At 74.4% G+C, this 19,116-nt stretch carries 20 protein-coding genes; 11 read left to right on the top strand and 9 right to left on the bottom strand.

What is annotated here, in order from left to right; translation table 11 throughout:
• Positions 1-109: 109 nt before the first annotated feature.
• Together ACWDRR_RS14845 and ACWDRR_RS14840 are read right to left on the bottom strand one after the other, a co-directional pair.
• On the bottom strand, positions 110-685 hold the full coding sequence (locus tag ACWDRR_RS14845; protein WP_387882469.1) for a TerD family protein: 576 nt from the start codon (positions 683-685) through the stop codon (positions 110-112).
• A 136-nt stretch (positions 686-821) separates the two neighbouring features.
• Entirely contained in the window at positions 822-1,754 is a 933-nt protein-coding gene (locus ACWDRR_RS14840) for a LysR substrate-binding domain-containing protein (RefSeq protein WP_449772562.1), read from the bottom strand.
• A gap of 121 nt (positions 1,755-1,875) precedes the next feature.
• Between ACWDRR_RS14840 and ACWDRR_RS14835 the strand changes: the two genes are divergently transcribed.
• Entirely contained in the window at positions 1,876-2,667 is a 792-nt protein-coding gene (locus ACWDRR_RS14835; RefSeq protein WP_449772561.1) for an SDR family oxidoreductase, read from the top strand.
• Between the two features lie 164 nt (positions 2,668-2,831).
• Here the strand turns inward: ACWDRR_RS14835 and fdxA are convergent, their stop codons facing one another.
• Positions 2,832-3,155 carry a ferredoxin gene (gene fdxA / locus ACWDRR_RS14830; RefSeq protein ID WP_449772560.1) on the bottom strand — a complete coding sequence of 108 codons (324 nt, stop codon included), beginning with the start codon at positions 3,153-3,155 and terminating at the stop codon, positions 2,832-2,834.
• A 94-nt stretch (positions 3,156-3,249) separates the two neighbouring features.
• On the opposite strand from fdxA, the gene soxR reads away from it, so the two are divergent.
• Complete coding sequence (soxR, locus tag ACWDRR_RS14825; protein ID WP_449772559.1) at positions 3,250-3,714, top strand: redox-sensitive transcriptional activator SoxR; 465 nt, start codon at positions 3,250-3,252, stop codon at positions 3,712-3,714.
• A 156-nt stretch (positions 3,715-3,870) separates the two neighbouring features.
• On the top strand, positions 3,871-4,164 hold the full coding sequence (locus ACWDRR_RS14820) for a hypothetical protein (RefSeq protein ID WP_449772558.1): 294 nt from the start codon (positions 3,871-3,873) through the stop codon (positions 4,162-4,164).
• Between the two features lie 21 nt (positions 4,165-4,185).
• Here the strand turns inward: ACWDRR_RS14820 and ACWDRR_RS14815 are convergent, their stop codons facing one another.
• Both ACWDRR_RS14815 and ACWDRR_RS14810 read right to left on the bottom strand, forming a co-directional pair.
• Complete coding sequence (locus ACWDRR_RS14815; protein ID WP_449772557.1) at positions 4,186-5,742, bottom strand: glycerol-3-phosphate dehydrogenase/oxidase; 1,557 nt, start codon at positions 5,740-5,742, stop codon at positions 4,186-4,188.
• Positions 5,743-5,844: 102 nt separating this feature from the next.
• Entirely contained in the window at positions 5,845-6,453 is a 609-nt protein-coding gene (locus tag ACWDRR_RS14810) for a TetR/AcrR family transcriptional regulator (protein ID WP_449772556.1), read from the bottom strand.
• Between the two features lie 20 nt (positions 6,454-6,473).
• Between ACWDRR_RS14810 and ACWDRR_RS14805 the strand changes: the two genes are divergently transcribed.
• From ACWDRR_RS14805 to ACWDRR_RS14785, 5 genes are all read left to right on the top strand, one after another.
• A complete protein-coding gene (locus ACWDRR_RS14805; RefSeq protein WP_449772555.1) occupies positions 6,474-8,096 on the top strand; it encodes an FAD-binding oxidoreductase in 1,623 nt (540 codons plus the stop codon).
• A 227-nt stretch (positions 8,097-8,323) separates the two neighbouring features.
• Positions 8,324-9,238 (top strand): diacylglycerol kinase, encoded by a 915-nt coding sequence (locus ACWDRR_RS14800; protein ID WP_449772554.1) that lies wholly within the window; start codon positions 8,324-8,326, stop codon positions 9,236-9,238.
• A 329-nt stretch (positions 9,239-9,567) separates the two neighbouring features.
• Positions 9,568-9,951: an effector-associated constant component EACC1 gene (locus ACWDRR_RS14795; protein WP_449772553.1), complete on the top strand. Its 384-nt coding sequence runs from the start codon at positions 9,568-9,570 to the stop codon at positions 9,949-9,951.
• 1 nt (position 9,952) lies between these two features.
• The gene (locus tag ACWDRR_RS14790; protein WP_449772552.1) at positions 9,953-11,269 is read left to right on the top strand and encodes a caspase, EACC1-associated type; all 1,317 of its coding nucleotides are present in this window, start codon (positions 9,953-9,955) and stop codon (positions 11,267-11,269) included.
• Positions 11,270-11,274: 5 nt separating this feature from the next.
• Entirely contained in the window at positions 11,275-12,819 is a 1,545-nt protein-coding gene (locus tag ACWDRR_RS14785; protein ID WP_449772551.1) for a Clp protease N-terminal domain-containing protein, read from the top strand.
• A 34-nt stretch (positions 12,820-12,853) separates the two neighbouring features.
• Here ACWDRR_RS14785 and ACWDRR_RS14780 read toward each other — a convergent pair whose 3' ends face one another.
• Together ACWDRR_RS14780 and ACWDRR_RS14775 are read right to left on the bottom strand one after the other, a co-directional pair.
• Positions 12,854-13,174 carry a hypothetical protein gene (locus ACWDRR_RS14780; protein ID WP_449772550.1) on the bottom strand — a complete coding sequence of 107 codons (321 nt, stop codon included), beginning with the start codon at positions 13,172-13,174 and terminating at the stop codon, positions 12,854-12,856.
• 88 nt (positions 13,175-13,262) lie between these two features.
• On the bottom strand, positions 13,263-14,177 hold the full coding sequence (locus ACWDRR_RS14775) for a DUF6891 domain-containing protein (RefSeq protein WP_449772549.1): 915 nt from the start codon (positions 14,175-14,177) through the stop codon (positions 13,263-13,265).
• Positions 14,178-14,403: 226 nt separating this feature from the next.
• Here ACWDRR_RS14775 and ACWDRR_RS14770 point away from each other — a divergent pair, with 226 nt between their 5' ends.
• On the top strand, positions 14,404-14,613 hold the full coding sequence (locus ACWDRR_RS14770; RefSeq protein WP_449772548.1) for a hypothetical protein: 210 nt from the start codon (positions 14,404-14,406) through the stop codon (positions 14,611-14,613).
• Positions 14,614-14,722: 109 nt separating this feature from the next.
• Here the strand turns inward: ACWDRR_RS14770 and ACWDRR_RS14765 are convergent, their stop codons facing one another.
• Positions 14,723-16,285: a hypothetical protein gene (locus tag ACWDRR_RS14765; protein WP_449772547.1), complete on the bottom strand. Its 1,563-nt coding sequence runs from the start codon at positions 16,283-16,285 to the stop codon at positions 14,723-14,725.
• Positions 16,286-16,689: 404 nt separating this feature from the next.
• Between ACWDRR_RS14765 and ACWDRR_RS14760 the strand changes: the two genes are divergently transcribed.
• On the top strand, positions 16,690-17,115 hold the full coding sequence (locus tag ACWDRR_RS14760) for a hypothetical protein (RefSeq protein WP_449772546.1): 426 nt from the start codon (positions 16,690-16,692) through the stop codon (positions 17,113-17,115).
• Between the two features lie 46 nt (positions 17,116-17,161).
• Here the strand turns inward: ACWDRR_RS14760 and ACWDRR_RS14755 are convergent, their stop codons facing one another.
• On the bottom strand, positions 17,162-17,941 hold the full coding sequence (locus ACWDRR_RS14755) for a helix-turn-helix domain-containing protein (protein WP_449772545.1): 780 nt from the start codon (positions 17,939-17,941) through the stop codon (positions 17,162-17,164).
• Between the two features lie 86 nt (positions 17,942-18,027).
• Between ACWDRR_RS14755 and ACWDRR_RS14750 the strand changes: the two genes are divergently transcribed.
• Positions 18,028-18,966, top strand: a complete 939-nt coding sequence (locus ACWDRR_RS14750; protein WP_449772544.1) for an LLM class flavin-dependent oxidoreductase — start codon at positions 18,028-18,030, stop codon at positions 18,964-18,966.
• The last annotated feature ends 150 nt before the right edge of the window (positions 18,967-19,116 follow it).

The raw sequence follows: 19,116 nt of genomic DNA, 5'->3' as shown, positions 1-19,116 counted from the left end.
GAGCCACGGGCAACTTCACGAGCCACCGGCGGCGCCGCGGCCCACGGGCGGCGTCACGACCCACCGGCGGCGCCACGACCCACGGGCGGCGTCACGACCCTGGGCGGCGTCAGACGTTGACGCCGTAGTCGGTCGCGATGCCGCGCAGGCCGGAGGCGTAGCCCTGCCCGATGGCGCGGAACTTCCACTCGGCGCCGTTGCGGTACAGCTCGCCGAAGACCATCGCGGTCTCGGTCGAGGCGTCCTCGGAGAGGTCGTACCGGGCGATCTCCTGGCCGTTGGCCTGGTTGACGATCCGGATGAACGCGTTGCGGACCTGGCCGAAGCTCTGCAGGCGGGCGTCGGCGTCGTAGATCGACACCGGGAAGACCACCTTGGCCACCCCGGCCGGCACGGCGTCCAGGTCGACCTTGATCTGCTCGTCGTCGCCGTCGCCGCCACCGGTCAGGTTGTCGCCGCTGTGCTCGACCGAACCCTCGGGGCTGCGCAGGTTGTTGAAGAAGACGAAGTGCTGGTCCGAGACCACCTTGCCGAGCGCGTTGCAGAGCAGCGCGCTCGCGTCCAGGTCGTAGTCGGCCCCGGTGGTGGTCCGCACGTCCCAGCCGAGACCGACGATGACGGCGGTCAGACCCGGCGCCTCCTTGGTCAGCGAGACATTGCCACCCTTGGCCAGCGAAACTCCCACGATGCCCTCCTCGATTGCTCTCCCTCCGAAAGAATCTACAACACTGTAGAGATCACGAGAATCCATCCGGTCCGATGCGCCCCCGGCGTGCGCCGGCTACTGCGCGCCGGTGGGTGGCACTGCCCTCCATCACCGGTCACCGCTGCTCGCCGAGGTCCGTCGACCCCGCGAGCAGGTCGGCCACGTGCGGCGGCAGGAGGCAGGCCTGCCGCGCCAGCAGGTCGACGAAGGCCGCCGTCAGCGGATCCGGCCGGGTCCGGGTGTAAGCGGCGAGCGGGCGCCGCACGGGCGGCTCGGGGCGGCGGACCAGCCCGTCGAAGCCGGGCGGCACGATGTTGGCCGGCACCAGGGCCGGCCCCAGCCCGGCCGCGGCCAGCAGCGGCGCGGCCGCCGTCTGCTCGGTCCGCACCGCGACCCGCGGGCGGAACCCGGCCTCCGCGCAGGCCTCGTCGAGCAGGTCGGCGAGGCCGTTGCCGGGCGCGTAGTGCACCCAGTCGCGCCCGGACAGGTCGGCCAGCCGGACCATCTGGCGCTCCGTCACTTCATCGTCCTCGGCGGGCAGGGTCAGCACGAACTCCTCGACGCCCAGCTCGCGGATCGGCCCGTCCCAGTCCGGCGGCGGCGTGCCGATCGCGACGTCCGCCTGCCCGGCCGCCATCGCCGCGCGCAACTCGTCGTTGTGGGAGTACTCCCGCAGCCGGATCCGCACCTGCGGGTGGAGCCGGCGCCAGGCCCGCAGCACCGGTGGCAGGATGCCGAGACTGATCGAGTAGACCGTGGCGAGTTCGAGCTCGCCGTGGTCCAGGCCGGCCGTGAGACGGGCCGCCGTGCGCAGGCGCTCGGCGTCGGCGAGCGCGGCCCGGGCGTGCGGGAGCACCGCCCGGCCCATCGGCGTCAGTCGCACGGCGCGCGGCAGCCGCTCCAGCAGCGTGCCGCCGACGGCCCGCTCCAGCGCCCGCACCTGGTGCGAGAGCGCGGGCTGGGTGACGTGCAGCAACTCGGCGGCCCGGGTGAACGAGCCGGTGTCGACGACGGTCACCAGGTATTCGAGCTGTCGGAGAGTGGCCATGCACAGAGTTTATGGCTCACCCAAAAGACAAGCCTTGGACGCATCACCGCTGCTCGGCGCAGGGTGGTCGGCGAGGACAAGCTCCTCCGTCGAAGACACCCACCTCCCCAGGAGCCACCGCATGACCGCCCAGACGCCCAAGCCCACGCCCTCCCCCGTCCCCGTCCCCGTCCCCGCCCCGGTCTCGGGCGCCCTCGAAGGCCGCCGCATCGTCGTCGTCGGCGCCGGATCGAACACCGGCCGCGCACTCGCCCGCACCGCCTCCGCCGCCGGCGCGGAGCTGGTCCTGGCCGGCCCCGACCCGCGCAAGCTGGAGTGGACGGCCGGCGAGCTGTCCGGCCCCGCCCGGGTCGTCCCGGTGGACCTCGCCGACGAGGCGTCCATCGCCGCCCTCGCCACCGCCACCGGCCGTTTCGACCACCTGGTGTCCACCGCCGCGATGCCCGCCAACGGTCCGCTCGCCGAACTCGAACTCGCCGACGTCCAGCGCGCCTTCGCGGCCAAGGTGGTCGGCCCGCTGCTGCTCGCGAAGCACCTGGCCGGCCAGGCCGCGACCGACGGCCCCGACGGCGCCTCGTTCACCTTCTTCTCCGGCGTCGCCGCCTGGCGCCCGGCCCCCGCCCGCACGGTGATGGCCGCCACCAACGGCGCGCTCGCCTTCCTCGTCCAGGCCCTCGCCGTCGAGATCGCCCCGGTCCGGGTGAACGCCGTCTCCCCCGGCATCGTGGACAGCGGCTCCTGGGACCGGATGGGCACCGACAAGGAACCGTTCCTGCGCGCCGTCGCCGAGCGCAACCCCGCCCGCCGCGTCGGCAGCACGGACGACCTGGTCCGCGCCGTCCTCTTCTCGATGGCCAGCCCGTTCGTCACGGGGACGGTCCTGCACGTGGACGGCGGCGGCCGCCTGGTCTAGGGGGTCCCGGGGCCTTCCTCGCGGATCTTGCCGGGCGCCCGGCGACACACCGGTCCGGGAAGGTCCGGCGCGGTCCGGCCCGGGAAGGTCCGGGAAGGTCCCCGGAGGGTCCGGGAAGGGTCCCGGCAAGGTCCCGGGACGAGGGGGCCCGGCGCCCCGGTGGGTCAGACGGTGTCCTGGACGGGCAGCGCCGCCACCATCGGATGGTCCTTCTCGATCAGGCCGAGCCTCGCGCTGCCGCCGGGGGAGCCGATGTCGGCGAAGAACTCGGCGTTCGCCGTGTTGAACGCACGCCACGGCTCCGGGGTGTCGTCCTCGAAGTAGATCGCCTCGACCGGACAGACCGGCTCGCAGGCGCCGCAGTCGATGCACTCGTCGGGTTGGACGTAGAGCATCCGCTCCCCCTCGTAGATGCAGTCCACGGGGCACTCGTCCAGGCATGCCTTGTCCTTGACGTCCACACAGGGCAGGGCGATCACGAAGGTCATCGGGCTGCCGTCCTCTCCGGTCGGTGCTGCTCGCCGCTCTGGCACGGCCGACCGTAGGGCCTCAAGTAAACTTGAGGTCAACAGGAGGCGGTGCATGACGACCCATCGGCCCGGCGGCCCCGGGGCCACCCCCGACGACCGGCTCGCCATCGGCGAGGTCAGCGCGCGAACCGGTACGGCGGTGTCCGCCCTGCGGTTCTACGAGGAGCTCGGCCTGATCGCGTCCGAACGCGACGGGCGCAACCAGCGCCGCTACCCCCGGCACATGCTGCGCCGGGTCGCCCTGATCTCGGTGGCGAAACGGATCGGCATCCCCCTGCAGGACCTCCAGGAGGCCTTCGCCGACGTACCGCTCGACCGGCCACCGAGCCACGACGAGTGGCAGCGCGCCTCCCGCGGCTGGAAGCGCCGCCTGGAGGAGCGCCGGCAGACCATCGAACGGCTGGAGGCCGAACTCACCGGGTGCATCGGCTGCGGCTGCCTCTCGATGAAGGCCTGCGCCCTGCTGAACCCCAGCGACGCACTCGCCGAGGACGGCGCCGGCCCCCGCCGCCTGTAGCGGTTCCGGGCGCGGGTCCGGGCGCGGGTCCGGGCCGGCGGGCGGCGGTACGGGGCCGGGGCCGGACTGCCCCCGGCGGGTCGGCGAAACCGGCGGTCACCGCGGGACCGGACCTAGACTGGCCGTGCGGGCGAAGACCCCCGCGCGGGAGGTGCCATGCGCCGCCGGTACAGCTTCCACCTCGACCGGGCCGGCCGGTCCGTCACGGTGAACGTCCGCTCGGGCTGGATCACCGAGACCGAGCTGCTGGTGGACGGCAAGGAGTGCGCCTTCCACCGCGTCCACGGCCACGGCGTCTACCCGCTCACCCTGGCCGCCCGGCCGCCCGGGGAGCCCGCGCTGCCGCTCTCGGTCCGGCTGGAACGGACCGGCTCGGCGGAGCACCCGCTCGCCTGCACGGTGGACCTGGACGGCACCGTCCGCCCGGTACCGGAGCGCGTCGAACGCTGAGGGCGCGGGGTCACGAACGCGCTACCGCGCCAGGCACTCCCCGACGATCTCCTCCACCGCCGCCCGGGCGCGGGCGGCGTCCGGTGCCACCAGGCCGATCCTGGTCCGGCGGTCCAGCACGTCGGAGGCGTCCAGGGCGCCCTCGTGCGTCACGGCGTAGGCGATCTCGGCGCGGGTCACGTCGATGCCCTCGGCGATCGGCTCGGCGCCGCCCGCCGCCAGGACCTCGCGGGCCGTGCCGCCGTGCCGGGCGAGCAGCGAGGCGGGCACGGCGCCCTCCGGCGCCGGGCGGCTGTCCCGGTGCCCCGGCGCGCCGACCAGCGGCAGGCGGGCCGTCCAACAGGCGCGGGCGGGCAGCTCGCGCAGGCGGACGGCGGTGTCCACCGCGTCCTCGGCCATCCGCCGGTAGGTGGTGAGCTTGCCACCGACGACCGTGATCACCCCGGACGGGGACTCCAGGACCGCGTGCTGCCGGGAGAGGTCGGCGGTGCTGCCGCCGCCGGTGTCGATCAGCGGCCGCAGCCCGGCGTACGCGCCGCGGACGTCCGCCCTGGTCAGCGCGGTGGTCAGGGCGGCGTTGACGGTGTCGAGGAGGAAGTCGAGCTCGGCGTCGGTCGGCTGCGGTTCGTCCGGGATCGGCCCGGGCGCGTCCTCGTCGGTCAGCCCGATCGCCACCCGGCCGAGCTGCTGCGGCAACGCGAAGACGAACCGGCTGGTGGAACCCGGCACCGGCACGGTGAGCGCGGCGACCGGGTGGCCGAGCGCGGCCGCGTCCACGAGCAGGTGGGTGCCCCGGCTGGGCCGCAGCCGGATGGACGGGTCCACCTCGCCCGCCCAGACACCGGTGGCGTTGACGACCGCGCCGGCGGTGACGTCCAGGGACTGCCCGGTGAGGCCGTCCACCAGCCGGGCCGAGGTGCCGGTGACCTGCTCCGCCCGGACGCGGGTGAGCACGGTGGCGCCGTACTGCGCGGCCGTCCGGGCCAGGGCCACCACCAGCCGTGCGTCGTCCACCAGTTGGCCGTCGTGCGCGACCAGCGCGCCCGCCAGGCCCACCGCCCTCACGCCGGGCACCAGTTGGCGGGCTCGGGTGGCGTCGACCCGGCGCATCCGGGGCAGCACCGCACCCGGCGTTCCGGCGCTCAGCCGCAACGCGTCCCCCGCGAGGAAGCCGGCCCGGACCAGCGACGCCTGCCCGGGGCGCAGCAACCCCGGCAGCAGCGGGACGAGTTGGGGCAGCGGGCGGACCAGGTGCGGGGCGGTGCGGGTCATCAGCACGCCGCGCTCGACGGCGCTCTCCCGGGCCACCCCGATCCGCCCGGAGGCGAGGTAGCGCAGGCCGCCGTGGACCAGCTTGGAGCTCCACCGGCTGGTGCCGAAGGCCAGGTCGCGGGCCTCGACGAGGACGACGCGGAGCCCGCGCGCGGCCGCGTCCAGCGCGACCCCGGCGCCGGTCACCCCGCCGCCGATGACCAGCAGGTCGACGGCCGGTGCGGCGGCGAGCGCGTCCAGCTCCAACTCCCTTCGGCGGGAGGTGAGTCGGGTGGTTCCGGCGAAAGGCCCGGCGTTGATCGTCATGGCGCGAGGTATCCGTTCGTCACGGCGTGCATGGTCATGGCGCGAGGCGTCCGTTCGTCGCGGCGCGAGCCGCGAGCGCGCGGGCGGTCACGGCGCGGGCGGTCACGGCGCGAGGTATCCGTTCAGCGCCCTGGCCAGCTCGCGCCGCCAGGCCGCCTCGGGCAGCAGGTGCGCGACCATCCGGTGCGACTGGACGGTGGACTGGGCGATCAGCAGCACCATGGCGGCCAGTTCGACGGGCTCGCCGGCACGGACCGAACCGTGCGCCTGGCCCTGCTCGATGCCGGCTCGCAGCGCCTCCAGCAGTCCCAGCTGGCTGGTGCCGAGCCGCTCGACGACGTACTCGAAGAGCGCGTCGGAGTCGGCCGAGCGGAGCAGCGCGCCGAGCACCGGGTGGTCGCGCAGCCGGACGGCGACCTCGACGACGCCCTCCACGAAGGCGGCGCGGTCCTCACCCGTGAGCCGGACGGTGGCCTGGGTCGCGAGGATCTCCCGGGTGAGCAGCGCTCCGATCACCGCCCGGACGTCCGGCCAGCGCCGGTAGACCGTCGGCCGGCTGACCCCGGCGCGTCGGGCGATCTCGGCCAACTGCGTTCGGCGCACGCCGAGTTGGACGATCAGCTCGGCGGCGGCGTCGAGGATGGCGTCATCGGTGCTGCGGGGCTCGGGGGTCGCCTCGGGGTCGACCTGGCCAGCGTTACTACTTGACATGATGTGTGAAACTGTAACGCATGGCACCTGAGACGCAAGCGGGACCGGCCAACGCCGCGCTGCCGCTCCCCCCGATGAAGTGGGACGCCTGGGGCGACCCGGCCCTCGCCAAGGAGCTGTCGGCCGACATCAAGGCCCTGCTGACCGCCGCCCTCGGCGTCACCGGCGACGCCGCCCCCGGGCCCGCCGTCGACGAGGTCGCCCTGCGGCCCTCGCAGCTGGCCGAGGCCGACCTGAAGGCGCTGGCCGCCGTGGTCGGCGAGGCGCACGTCAGCGCCGCCCCCGCGGACCGCCTCCCCCGGGCCGGCGGCAAGTCCACCCCGGACCTGCTGCGCCGGCGCAGCCGCGAGCCGCAGGACGCGCCGGACGCCGTCGTGCTGCCGGGCAGCGAGGACGAGATCGCCGCACTGCTCGCCCTCTGCGCCGAACGCCGCATCGCCGTGGTGCCGTTCGGCGGCGGCACCAGCGTGGTCGGCGGGCTGGACCCGGAGCGCGGGGGCTTCACCGCCGTCGTCTCGCTCGACCTGCGCCGCTTCGACCGACTGCTCGACCTGGACGCCACCTCCGGTGAAGCCGTCCTGGGAGCGGGCCTCACCGGCCCGGCGGCGGAGGCGCTGCTGGCCGAGCACGGCTTCGAACTCGGCCACTACCCGCAGAGCTTCCGCTACGCCACCATCGGCGGTTTCGCCGCCACCCGCTCCTCCGGCCAGGACTCCGCCGGGTACGGGCGCTTCGACGAGATGGTGCGCGGCCTGCGCGTCGTCACCCCGGCGGGCGTGCTGGACCTCGGCCGCGCCCCCGCCTCCGCCGCCGGCCCCGACCTGCGCGAACTCTTCCTCGGCTCGGAGGGCACGCTCGGCGTGATCACCGCCGTCCGCGTCCGCGTCCACCCGGTGCCCGCCGTGAAGGCCTACGAGGCCTGGTCCTTCCCCGACTTCGCCACCGGCGCGGCCGCCCTGCGCGCGGTGGAGCAGCAGGACACCGGGCCGACGGTGATCCGGCTCTCCGACGAGGCCGAGACCATGGTCAACCTCGCGATGACGGAGAAGATCGGCGGCGAGCCCGCCGTCACCGGCTGCCTGGCCGTCACCGTCTTCGAGGGCTCCGCCGAGCAGGTCGCCACCCGTCACCAGCTGACCCGGGCCGTCCTGCTGGCGGCCGGCGGCACCTCGCTGGGCGAGGCGCCGGCCCGGTCCTGGGAGCACGGCCGGTTCAACGCGCCCTACCTGCGGGACTCCCTGCTCAGTGCGGGGGCGCTCTGCGAGACCCTGGAGACGGCGACGGACTGGCGCCGGCTCGCCGACCTCCGCTTCGCGGTCACCTCCGCGCTGACCACCGCCTTGCCCGGCGCCCTCGTGCTCTGCCACATCTCGCACGTCTACCCGACCGGCGCCTCGCTCTACTTCACCGTCGTCGCCGCCCTCGGCGAGGAGCCGCTCACCCGCTGGGCCGCCGCCAAGCGGGCCGCCGGGGACGCCATCCTGGCCAACGGCGGCACCATCACCCACCACCACGCCGTCGGGGCCGACCACCGGCCCTGGATGGCCGAGGAGATCGGCGAGTTGGGCGTCCGCATCCTGCGCGCGGTCAAGGCGGAACTGGACCCGGCGGGCATCCTCAACCCCGGCAAGCTGATCCCGTGAGCGCGCGGAGCGAGCGAGCCGCCGCACGCCGCGCACGGGCGAACGCCCCCGCCGAACGCAGCGAGGTGGGCACGTGAGCAAGCGAAGCGAGCGAACCATCGAATACCGCGCGTGGGCGAACGCCCCCGCCGAGCGGAGCGAGGTGGGCGCGTGAGCAAGCGAAGCGAGCGAACCATCGAATACCGCGCGCGGGCGAACGCCCCCGCCGAGCGCAGCGAGGTGGGCGCGTGAGCGGCCGGAGAACCATCAGCCGGGTGGTTCTCCTCACCAACCCGGCCGCGGCCGCCGGCCACGCCGAGCCGGCGGCCCGCCGCGCCGCCGCCCGCCTGCGCGCCCTGGGCGTCGAGGTCGACGAACAGGCCGGCTCGTCGGCGACGGAGTCGGTCGGGCTGGCCCGCGCGGCCGTCTCCTCCGGCACCTGCGACGCCCTGGTGGTGGTCGGCGGGGACGGCATGATCAACCTCGGCCTCCAGGCGACCGCGGGTACCGAGGTCCCGCTCGGCGTCGTCCCGGCGGGCACCGGGAACGACCACGCCCGTGCGTACGGGCTGCCGCGCGGCGAGCCGGAGGCCGCCGCCGAGGTCGTCGCCGCCGGGCACACCCGGACGGTGGACCTCGGCCGGGTCACCGCCGCCGACGGGACGCAGCGCTGGTTCGGCTCCGTCCTCGCCAGCGGCTTCGACTCCCTGGTCAGCGACCGCACCAACCGGCTCCGCTGGCCGCGCGGCCGGATGCGCTACAACCTCGCCATCCTGGTCGAGTTCGCCAACCTGCGCCCGCTCCCGTTCCGGATCACCCTCGCCGACGGCACCGTCGTCGCCCGCGACCTCACCCTCGCCGCCGTCGGCAACACCACCAGCTACGGCGGCGGCATGCTCATCTGCCCCACCGCCGATCCCGCCGACGGCCTGCTCGACGTCACCCTCGTCGACGCCATGCCCCGGCACCGCATCGCCCGCTTCTTCCCCACCCTCTTCAAGGGCACCCACGTCGAACGCCCGGAGGTCACCACCCACCGCACGCCCTCGCTGCGGATCGACTCCCCCGGCATCACCGCCTACGCCGACGGCGAGTTCATGGCGGCCCTGCCGATCGACGTCGAGGCCGTCCCGGGCGCCCTGCACCTGCTCACCCCGGCCTGAGGCACGCGTCCTCCCTGCACAGGAAGTCGGCCGGGCCGACTTCCTGTGCAGCCGGGTCGGCGCCGCCGTCACCGCCTCCGGACTTTGCAAAGTCCTCTCGGGCCGTCGTTACCGCGCCCCGCACTTTGCAAAGTGCCCGCAGCCGTCATCGCCGCGCCCCAGACTTTGCAAAGTGCCCGCAGCCGTCGTTACCGCCACCCCGCACTTTGCAAAGTCCTCGGCGAACGTGCACCCCCGTCTCCCGGTTCACCGGGCATCGGGCGCCCCGCCTTCAGTAGACTCCTGCCCTCAACTCCTGTCGTTTCCAGGTGAATTTCGGGGGACAAGCCGTGGATCTGCAGCTCTCGGTGGCCGGCGGGCAGCCTGCCGCGGACGCGGAATCGCTCATCGACTGGCTCCGGGGCGAACCCGAACTCACCGGCGCCGTCGGCCTGATCGGCGCGGCGCCCGGGCCCGGTGAGCTCGGCACCGCCCTGGACGTCCTGACGGTCGCGGTCGGAGCCGGCGGGGGCCTCTCCGTACTCGCCGCCTCGCTGCGCACCTGGTTCGCCCACCCCCGGCGCAGCGACGTCCGGCTCAAGATCCGCCGCCCGGACGGGGAGTCCGTGGAGCTCGACGCGAAGCGGGTGAGCGCCGCCGAGCTGGAGGCCGTCCTGCGCCGGGTGCTGGAGCACGGCCCGGTAGCGGACAGCGCCGCGCCCGAGCAGGAGTGACATGCGCCTTCCGGACCCGCAGCGCTCCCGGATCGTCCTCATCGGTGCCGGCACCTACAGCGATCCGCACCTGCTCGACCTCCCCGCCGTCCCTCGGACGATCACCGATCTCGCGGCGGTCCTCACCGACCCCACGCACGGACTCGTCCCCGAGGAGCACTGCACCGTCCTGCTGGACGACGGCGACCTGCGGACGATCGGCCAGCGGCTGCGCACCGCCGTGCAGGAGGCGGAGGACCTCCTGCTCGTCTACTACACCGGCCACGGCCTGGTCGCCGGGCGGCGCCACGACCTCTACCTCGGGCTGCCGGACAGCGAGTTCGTGGCACCGGAGTTCAGCTCCCTGGAGTACGACAAACTGCGCGGCGCGGTGCTCGACAGCCCGGCCGCCGCCAAGGTCATCGTCCTGGACTGCTGCTTCTCCGGCCGCGTCGTCACCGACTCGATGGCCGCGGACGACGACAAGCTCAACCGGCTCGAGGTGGCGGGCACCTACGTCCTCACCTCCGCCCACCGCGACCAGGTGGCACTGTCGCTGCCCGGAGAGGACCACACCGCCTTCTCCGGGAGGCTGATCCGCCTCCTCCGCGAGGGTGTCGTCGGCGGCCCCGAACTCCTCACCGTCGACGACCTCTACCAGCGGCTCACCGCCACCATGGCGGCCGAGTGCCTGCCGACCCCGCTCAACCGGGGTACCCGGACCGCCAGCCTGATCGCGCTCGGCGTCAACCGGGCCTTCGCCGCGACCGCCGGCCCCGAGCTGCGCGAGCGGCGCATCGCGGCGGTGGAGCACGGCAAGGACGGCCACTGGAAGGAGGCGGCGGAGACGTTGCAGGGCGTCGTCGAGGAGTCGACCCGGGTCCTCGGAGCCGACGACGCCGACACCCTGCTCGGCCGCCAGTCCCACGCGCACAGCCTGGGCGCCGCCGGGGACCCGGCCGAGGCCGCGCGCCTCCTGCGGCCACTCCTCGCCGACCAGACCCGCCTGCTCGGCCCCGACCACCAGGACACCCTGCGCACCCGGCAGTTCCTCGCCGTGAACCTCGGCGAGGCCGGTTACCGCGAGGAGGCGGTGAGCATGCTGCGCGTCCTGCTGGCCGACCGCAGCCGCCTGCTGGGCGCCGAGGACGCGCACACCCTGCGCACCCGGCACCTGCTCGCCCGCAACCTCGCGCTCAGCGGGAACGGCGACGAGGCGGTGGCGCTGCTGCGGCAGTTGGTGGCGGAGCGGGAACGGCTCCTGGGGGACGAGCACCCGCACACGCAACGGGCACGGGCGGACCTCGCGGCGTTCGGCAGGGACCAGGGAAGGGATTGACCAGCGTGTTCGAGAGGTTCACCGACCGCGCGCGGCGGGTCGTCGTCCTGGCTCAGGAAGAAGCCCGGATGCACAAGCACAACTACGTCGGCACCGAGCACCTCCTCCTCGGTCTGATCCACGAGCGTGAGAGTGCCGCCGCCCAGGCCCTGACGAACCTCGGGATCACTCTTGAGGCCGTTCGCCGGCAGGTCGAGGAGATCATCGGCTACGGTCAGGTCGCCCCGTCCGGTCACATTCCCCTGACTCCCCGGGTGAGGAAGGTCCTGGATCTGTCACTCCGGGAATCCTTGCAACTCAGTCAGAACGACATCGGCCCCGAGCACCTCCTGCTCGGCCTGATCCGCGAGGGCGAGGGCATCGCCGCCCAGATCGTGGCAACGAAGCTCGGAACCGACCTCGACCGGGTGCGCCAGGAGGTCATCAGGATCATCGCCGGCACCGCGCCCGCCCCGAATCCGGTCCCGCGCCCCACCCCGCAACTGAAACGGTTCACCCGGAACCTCAGTCAGGCGGCGGCCAGCGGGGGACTCGACCCCGTCGTCGGACGGACACGGGAGATCGAGCGACTCACCCACATCCTCGCCCGGCGGCAGCGGAACGTCCCCCTGCTCGTCGGCGAGCCGGGCGTCGGCAAGACCAGCGTCGTCACGGGCCTGGTCCACGCCATCGCGGCCGCAACCGTCCCGGCGGCCTTCGCCCGCCGGACCGTCCGCTCCCTCGACCTCGGCTCCGTCTTCACCAACCCTCAGAACCACGGCCGCTTCGCGGAACTCATGACCGGCCTGCTCACCGAGGTCAAGCACAGCGACGACCTGATTCTCTTCCTCGACAACGCCCTCACCGTCCTACACACGCAGGAGGGCCGGGGCGAAGCGCTCGCCTTCCTCCGGTCCGTCCTCGGCACGCCGGGCCTCCACGTCATCGCCGCCTGCACCACCGCCGAGTACCGCCGTCGGACACCGGATCCGGGCCTCGACAAGCTGCTCCAGACCCTGGAGGTCGGCGAACCCCCGATGGAGGAGGTCCTGGAGATCCTGCGCGTCGTCCGGCCCCGGCTGGAGGAGCACCACGGCGTGGTGATCACCGACGAGGCGCTCGCCACCGCCGCCGCACTCGCGCGGGACCACCTCCCGGGCCAGGCGCTGCCGGGCGCCGGGATCGACCTGCTCGACGAGGCGAGCGCCCAGGCCGGCACCCGTGGTGCGGAGGTACCGGCCGACGCCCTCACCACGGAGTACCTCCAGCGAATCGAACAGCAACGAATGCAGCGCGACGCCGCGATCTCCGCCCAGAACACCGAAGTGGCGGCCCATCACGGGAGCGAGCTGGCTCAGTTGGCCGGGGCACTCGCCGACCACCGGAGAGAGCTGATCGAGAACCAGGCCCCGGGCCGCCGCGTCGACGAAGCCGACGTGGCGAACGCCCTGGCCCTGCACACCGGCCTTCCGCCGGTCTCCTCGGACGACGCCCACGACCGGCAGTCCCGATCCGCCACCGCGCCGCAGCCGCCCGCACCGCACGACCCCTCCGTCTGGGCGATGAGCTGACAGGACCTGCCGTCCACCCACCGCCCCGGCGGGCTCACCAGCCGCGCGACCGGTCCGCCGCCGCCCGCAGGCGCCTCACTTCGGCGATCAAGCGCGGCACGTCCTGGCGGGCGGCCGCGATGAAGTCGAGGTCCGCGTCGAGCCTCGGGTCCCGGTCGGCCAGTTGGGCGCCCTCGACGAACCGGCTGACGTAGATCTCGTCCTCCCGGTCCGCCTCGGGGCGGACCTGGATGAAGCTGTCACCGCTACCGTGCCGCCCCTCCAACCAGGCGGCCCACGGGCCCGGTGCCGCCGCGGCGGCACGCCGTTCCATCGCGCTGAGATCTTCCTCGGTCAACGGTCCGTCAGCAGTCATGGGGCGATCCTCCCGGTACCCCGCCCGGATGTCCACGCGCGCTCCCCGCCGACGGCGTCATCCGGCCGGTTCCGAGCGGTGGTCGTCGTCACCCGCCGAGCCGCCGGCGCCAGTCCAGCGGCCGCACCTCGACGGCCTTGGCCGGATCCCCGTCCCAGTCCGCCGGCAGTCCGACCGCCGCCAGCGCCGCCACCACCTCGCGGCCGACGGCGGCGGTCGTCTCCGCCGAGCCGTCGAAGCCGCCGTAGAGCAGCGTCAGCCCGTGGCCGGCGGCGGCCGCATCGGTGCACTGCGTGTGGAAGTAGACGAAGCCGCGGGCGTCCGGCGAGCCCGCGCCGCCGATCTCGGCCTGCCCGCAGGAGCGGCAGCAGGTGAAGTTCTCGCGGGCCGTCATTCCGGCCGCCTCCAGGGCCGCGAACGCGCGGGTGAGCCGGTCGGGGTCCGTCTCGCCCTCCCAGCCGGCCTGCTCCTCGACCCGCTCGCGCCACATCCGGTCGGCCAATTCCCTGGCCTGCGCGGGCGAGACCGGCCGTCGGTCGCCGGAGACGAGGTGGTCCTCCGCGAGTTCGGCGAGCTCCGCCCGCGTCGCGTAGCCGCCGACGAGGGTCTGCCGCAGCCGCCCCTCCAGCTGCACGCGGTCGTCCTCGTCCAGCTCCAGCGGCGGGACGGGCTCCTCGGCCAGAGCCAGTCGGATCCAGTCCAGTCCGTCGTCCCAGCCGTCCTGGAGACGGGCCCAGCCCGTCATCGCCGCGATCACCGGCTCGGGGCCGTCGAGCAGCACCTGGAAGTGCCGGTCCGCGGAGCCGGCGCGGTGCTGCAGCATGTACTCTCCCCCGGCGTCGTGCCACACCTGGATGTAGAAGTCCGGGACCTCCGGTGCCCGCTCGACGATGAGGAAGTGGTTGTCCGGCCCGCCGATCCCGAGGATCAGCGCGGCCAGCGTCTCCGCGGTCACCCGAGGGTGCCGCGCGCCGTTCTCCGTGTGCACCGTGATCGCCAACATGCCGTCACTCTGGCACGGGCCACTGACACCCCGGCCGGACCGGCCGAGCCGACCCGGCGGGCCGCCCGCGTGCCCCTCGCGGCTCACCGACAGGGCGTCATGCGCTCTTCCGTGCCGCGAAGGGGACCCAGGCCTCATGTGCCCGGGACGCCGGGCACAGAACCATGAACGCATCCCCACAGGGCGCCTTCCCGAGGACCGGGAATCCGTCCGGAAAGGAAGCACCATGGCCATTGTCGGTCAGTCCAACTGGCGCTACTGCAGCAAATGCTTCGGCCTCTGGTTCAACGGGAACCCGACCAACGGGTCCTGCCCCGCCGGCGGCGTGCACAGCAGCGCGGGCAGCTTCGACTACCTGCTGGCGGCGAACACCCTCAGTGGCGTCGCGCCGGCGGTCGCCGAGGAGGAGGCGGGAGGGTCCGACGCGGGAGCCTGACCCCGAGGCCCGGCCCCATCCCTCGGCCGGGCCGCCGGGCCGCGTCCGCGCAGCAGTGAACCCCGGGCCGGTGTCGTCGGCCCGGGGTTCGCCGTCGTCACGGACCGGGTCAGCCCTTCGACGCTGCCGGGGCCGGGGCCGACGGCAGTGCGCCCGCCAGCAGGGGCCACTCGCGGTGGAAGGGCGGGAGCGGGAGCTTGCCCTCCAGGATCGGGGTCCCGAAGATCTTCAGGTGGGCGGTGAGGGCGCCGTTCAGGTCGACGCCGCCGAGCAGGGCCCAGCCGCCCTGGACCTGGGGAGCGCCACCCGGGACGTCGACGGTGAGGGAGCCGTCGACCTGGGCGCGCAGGTAGGGGGCCACGGTGGCTTCGACGCCGACCGTGTCGTAGAGGCCGACGCTCACCTCCGCGCCCAGGGCGGCGCGGGCGCCGGCCTTGCCGCTCAGTCGGACGTGGACCGGGGACACCTTGGTGTCGGCGGCGTCGGTGGCCGACGTCCAGCCCCGGCCGCCGGTGTAGTCGGCGTGCACCGCCCAGGTGCCGGTGGCCTCCTGCTCGGCCTCCAGGTGGACCTGGCCGTCGGCGCTGATCTCCAGGTAGCAGGTGAGCCCGAGGTTCACCACGACCGGGAGGCCGGCCACCGTGATGACGGGGCTGGCCTGGAGCTTGGCGAACGGCACCCGGATCGGCGCGGCGCCGGTGCTGCGGGCGAGGTCGCCGGTGACCTTCCAGCGGGCGTGGGCGCCCAGGTCGAAGCCGATCGAGGCGGTGCGCGGGCCGGTCACGCCGGCGCCGTGGTACGCGAAGTGCACGGCCGGGTGCAGTTGGAGGGAGCCGGAGGCGTCGGCGCTCAGTCCGTCGGGGAGCGGGATCGGTGCGTTGACGTCGACCTCCAGCGTGCCGGAGGCGTCGGCCGTGGTGGTGCCGTTCTCCCGCCCGACGGTCGCCTTGACGTCCTTGACCAGCGGCGTCACCTTGATCGCCTTCGGGTCGACGGCGACCTTGCCGTCGGCCTCGGCGCCGCCGAGCAGTTCGGTCAGGGTCGCCGGCCGGGTCGCCAGGGTGACGGACCCGCCGCTCGCCGAACGGACGGCGGTGACCGCGACCAGTGCGCCCTGCGGCGCGGCGGCCGTCGGCGGGCTGGCGATCAGCTGGCCGGGCCGGACGGCCTCGGCGGCGGCCGTCGGCTCGACCGGGGAGGCCGCCGGCGGGACCGACGACGGAGCGGCCGACGGGGTCGTCGACGGAGCCGCCGACGCGGGCGCCGCGGCCGCCAGGACCGCCGTGCCGGCCGCCGGGTCGTACGCGGTGAGCTGGAGGTTCCTAGCCGCCGGGGAGACGGCCGCGCCGTCCTTCCCGGGCGCGCCGACGGCCGCCTGCTGCGCGCCCGGCTGGGCGGCCGCGACCGGCAGGGTGGTGGCCGTCGAAGGCCCGGCGGAGGTCGGGGCGGCGGCCGGAGTGGCCGCCCGGGCCTGCGGGGAGGCGGGCGGGGTCGCGGCCGACGACGGGGCGCGGCCGGCGGCGGAGGTGGAGGTGGCGACCGGGGCACCACCGGTCGCGTCGGCCACCGAGGAGGCCTGCTGGGCGTCCGAGGTCGGCCCGCACGCAGCGACACCGAACAGCACCAGCGAAACGAGGGCAGGGCGGACCGCCATGCCGAGGGAACTCTTCAACGGGACTCTTTCGGAGCGGCGGACGAGGACACGACCGCCCGTGATCAGTGGACGCAGGAAGGCGGCTCGCACGGCCGCGCCGCCATGTTACTGACGAGGAATCATCTTGTCGAAGTCATGCACATGCCCCGCGGATCGAGAGGACCGGGCCAACTGCCCTACCGACACGACGAGTTGCGGTGTGCGGTCGGCGCCGACCCCCGACCTTCGACGGGGCTCCGCCCTCCGCCAACCCGTCGACCGGCGGGGGCCGTACCCCCGCCGACCGGGAGGAAGGCCCGCCGCACGACGACACCCGGCCATTCCCCGGCGGGAATTGTCCGGCCCCGGGGGGCCGCACAGGATGGGCCGCAGACGGCCGGAGCGCCGCCGTCACCACCAGTGCCCACGAAGGAGAGACCGTCGTGACCGCCACCACCACCCCGCAGGAGATCGCCGACCGCTACATCGCCGCCTGGATCGAACCGGATCCGGCCCGGCGCCGCCGGCTCATCGAGGCGGTGTGGGCGCGGGACGGGGTCCACGTCCTCCAGCCACCGGTGGAGATCCGGGACCGGGCAGCGGAGTTGGGCTTCCCCTCGCCCGTCCTGGAGGCGCGCGGCCACAACGCCGTGGAGGCCCGGGTGGCACGGAGCTACCGGGAGTTCGTCGCCGACGGGGAGCACACCTTCCGGGCCCGGGGCGCCGCCGTCCGGCTCGGCGACGTCCTCACGTTCACCTGGGACATGGTCCCCACCGGGGGCGGGGAGGCGCTCGGGAGCGGGGTCGAGTTCCTCGTCCTGGACGCCGAGGACCGGGTGACGGCCGACTACATGTTCCCCGGCCCCTGAGCCCCCGACCGCCCGACCCCAGACCGCCCGACCCCCGGCTGCCCGGTCACCGCGTCCCGGTCACCGCGTCCCGTTCCTCGTCCCGCACCCGGTAGGCCGCCCGCAGCGCCTCCGCCGTCGGCTCGTCCGCCGGGAGGAAGGCCTCCAGCTTCAGCTCGGCGAGCGTGATGTCGACGGCGGTGGCGAAGGTGGTCACCGTGGTCATCAGATGCAGGTCGCCGCGCGAGCTGCGCAGGTGGAGCGGCACGGCGAAGCCCAGGTGGTCGGCGCCGGGGGTGTCCAACGCGGGTACGTAGCCGAGCAGTTCGGCGTGCAGTTCGCGCAGGTGCCCGGTCCGCTCGACGATGTGGCGGGCCCAGGCGGGGAAGTTGAGGATGCGCGGGGCCATGCCGTCGGGGTGCAAGGCGAGCCGGTAGGCGTTCGTCCCCGGCCCGACCAGCTCGGGAGCGGCGCCCTCGGTGATCAGGCCGAGGGCGTCGTTGGCGGCGACCACGTCGCCCTGGCGGTCCACCACCACGGCGGGGTAGGGCAGGTGGCCGGCCAGGATGTGGTCGATGGCGGCCCGCACCGGGGCCAGGTCGGGGCCGTCGAGCGGGCTCTCGGGGTAGGCGGGGGCGTAACCGGCGGCCAGCAGCAGCTCGTTGCGCTCCCGCAGGGGGAGGTCGAGGGACTCGGCCAGCCGGACGACCATGCCCCGTCCGGGCGCGGACCGGCCGGACTCGATGAAGCTGAGATGGCGCTGGGTGGTCCCCGCACGGGTGGCGAGGTCGAGTTGGCTGATCCGGCTTCGGGTGCGACGCTCACGGAGCGTCCGGGGAAAGTCCACCCGGCAGTTGTAGCCCGCGCGACGGACAACCGGCCATTCCCTCGCGGGAATTGTCGACGATTCCCGGAGCGGCGAGGATTCCCGGCATGGACATCGGTGTGCTTCTCCCGACCGGCAAGGCCCAGTGGGGCTCCGACGGCGACCCGCGCGAGCTGATCGCCTTCGCCCGCGAGGCCGAGGAGTCGGGCTTCTCCTCACTCTTCGTCAACGACTCCCTGCTGAGCCCGCGCATCGAGGCGCTGACCATGCTGGCCGCCCTCGCCCCGGTGACCGAGCGGGTGACCCTCGGCACCGGCGCGCTGCTGCCCGTGCTGCGCCGGCCGATCCAGGCCGCGCAGGCCCTGGCCTCGATCGACCTGCTCTCCGGCGGCCGGCTGGCGGTCGCCGTCGGGGCGGGCTTCCCCGGCCGGTTCGGGCAGCCGGTCCACGCGCTGTCCGAGGTCCCGTGGGAGCGCCGCTTCGCCCGGCTGGACGAGACGGTGGCGCTCTGGCGGGCGCTGTGGGGCGGGGCGACCTCCTTCCACGGCGAGTTCCACGACCACGCCGAGATCCCGGTCGCGACCGCCCCGTTCCGCCCGGGCGGCCCGCCGATCTGGCTCGGGGGCGCCACTGCGGCCGCCCTCGCCCGCACCGGGCGGCTCTACGACGGGTGGCTGCCGTACCCGCCGGACCCGGCCGACTACCGGTCCGGGCTGCTGGACGTGCGGAAGGCGGCGGCCGGGGTCGGCCGGGCCCCGGAGTCGATCACGCCGGCCCTGTTCGTCTCCGTCCGCGTCGACGACAGCGTGGCGGACGGCCGCCGGGCGCTCGACGCCTACGCGCACGCCAACTACGGGATGCCACTGGAGGAGTTGGAGCGGATCCAGGCGGTCGTCACCGGGACGCCGGAGGACGTCGTCGCCGGCCTCGCCCGGTACCGGGACGCGGGGGCGCGCCATGTCGTCGTCCGGCCCGGCGCGCTGGACCTCGCCTCCCAGCGCGACCAGCTCCGGCGGCTCGCCACCCTGCTCCCCGAGCTGGCCTGACCCTGACCTGGCCTGACAGTGACCTGGCCTGATCCCGAACCGGCCTGACCCTGAACTGGCCTGACAGTGATGATGTTCGTGGTGATGTCGTCGGTGGGTCTGACCCGTGGCCTGACTGACGTCTCGACTGTCCTGTTTGGGATTTGTCGG

It is taken from the genome of Kitasatospora sp. NPDC003701, assembly GCF_053587085.1.
The sequence above is the reverse complement of the archived record's forward strand: the minus strand, read 5'-3'. Positions and strand labels throughout refer to the sequence as shown.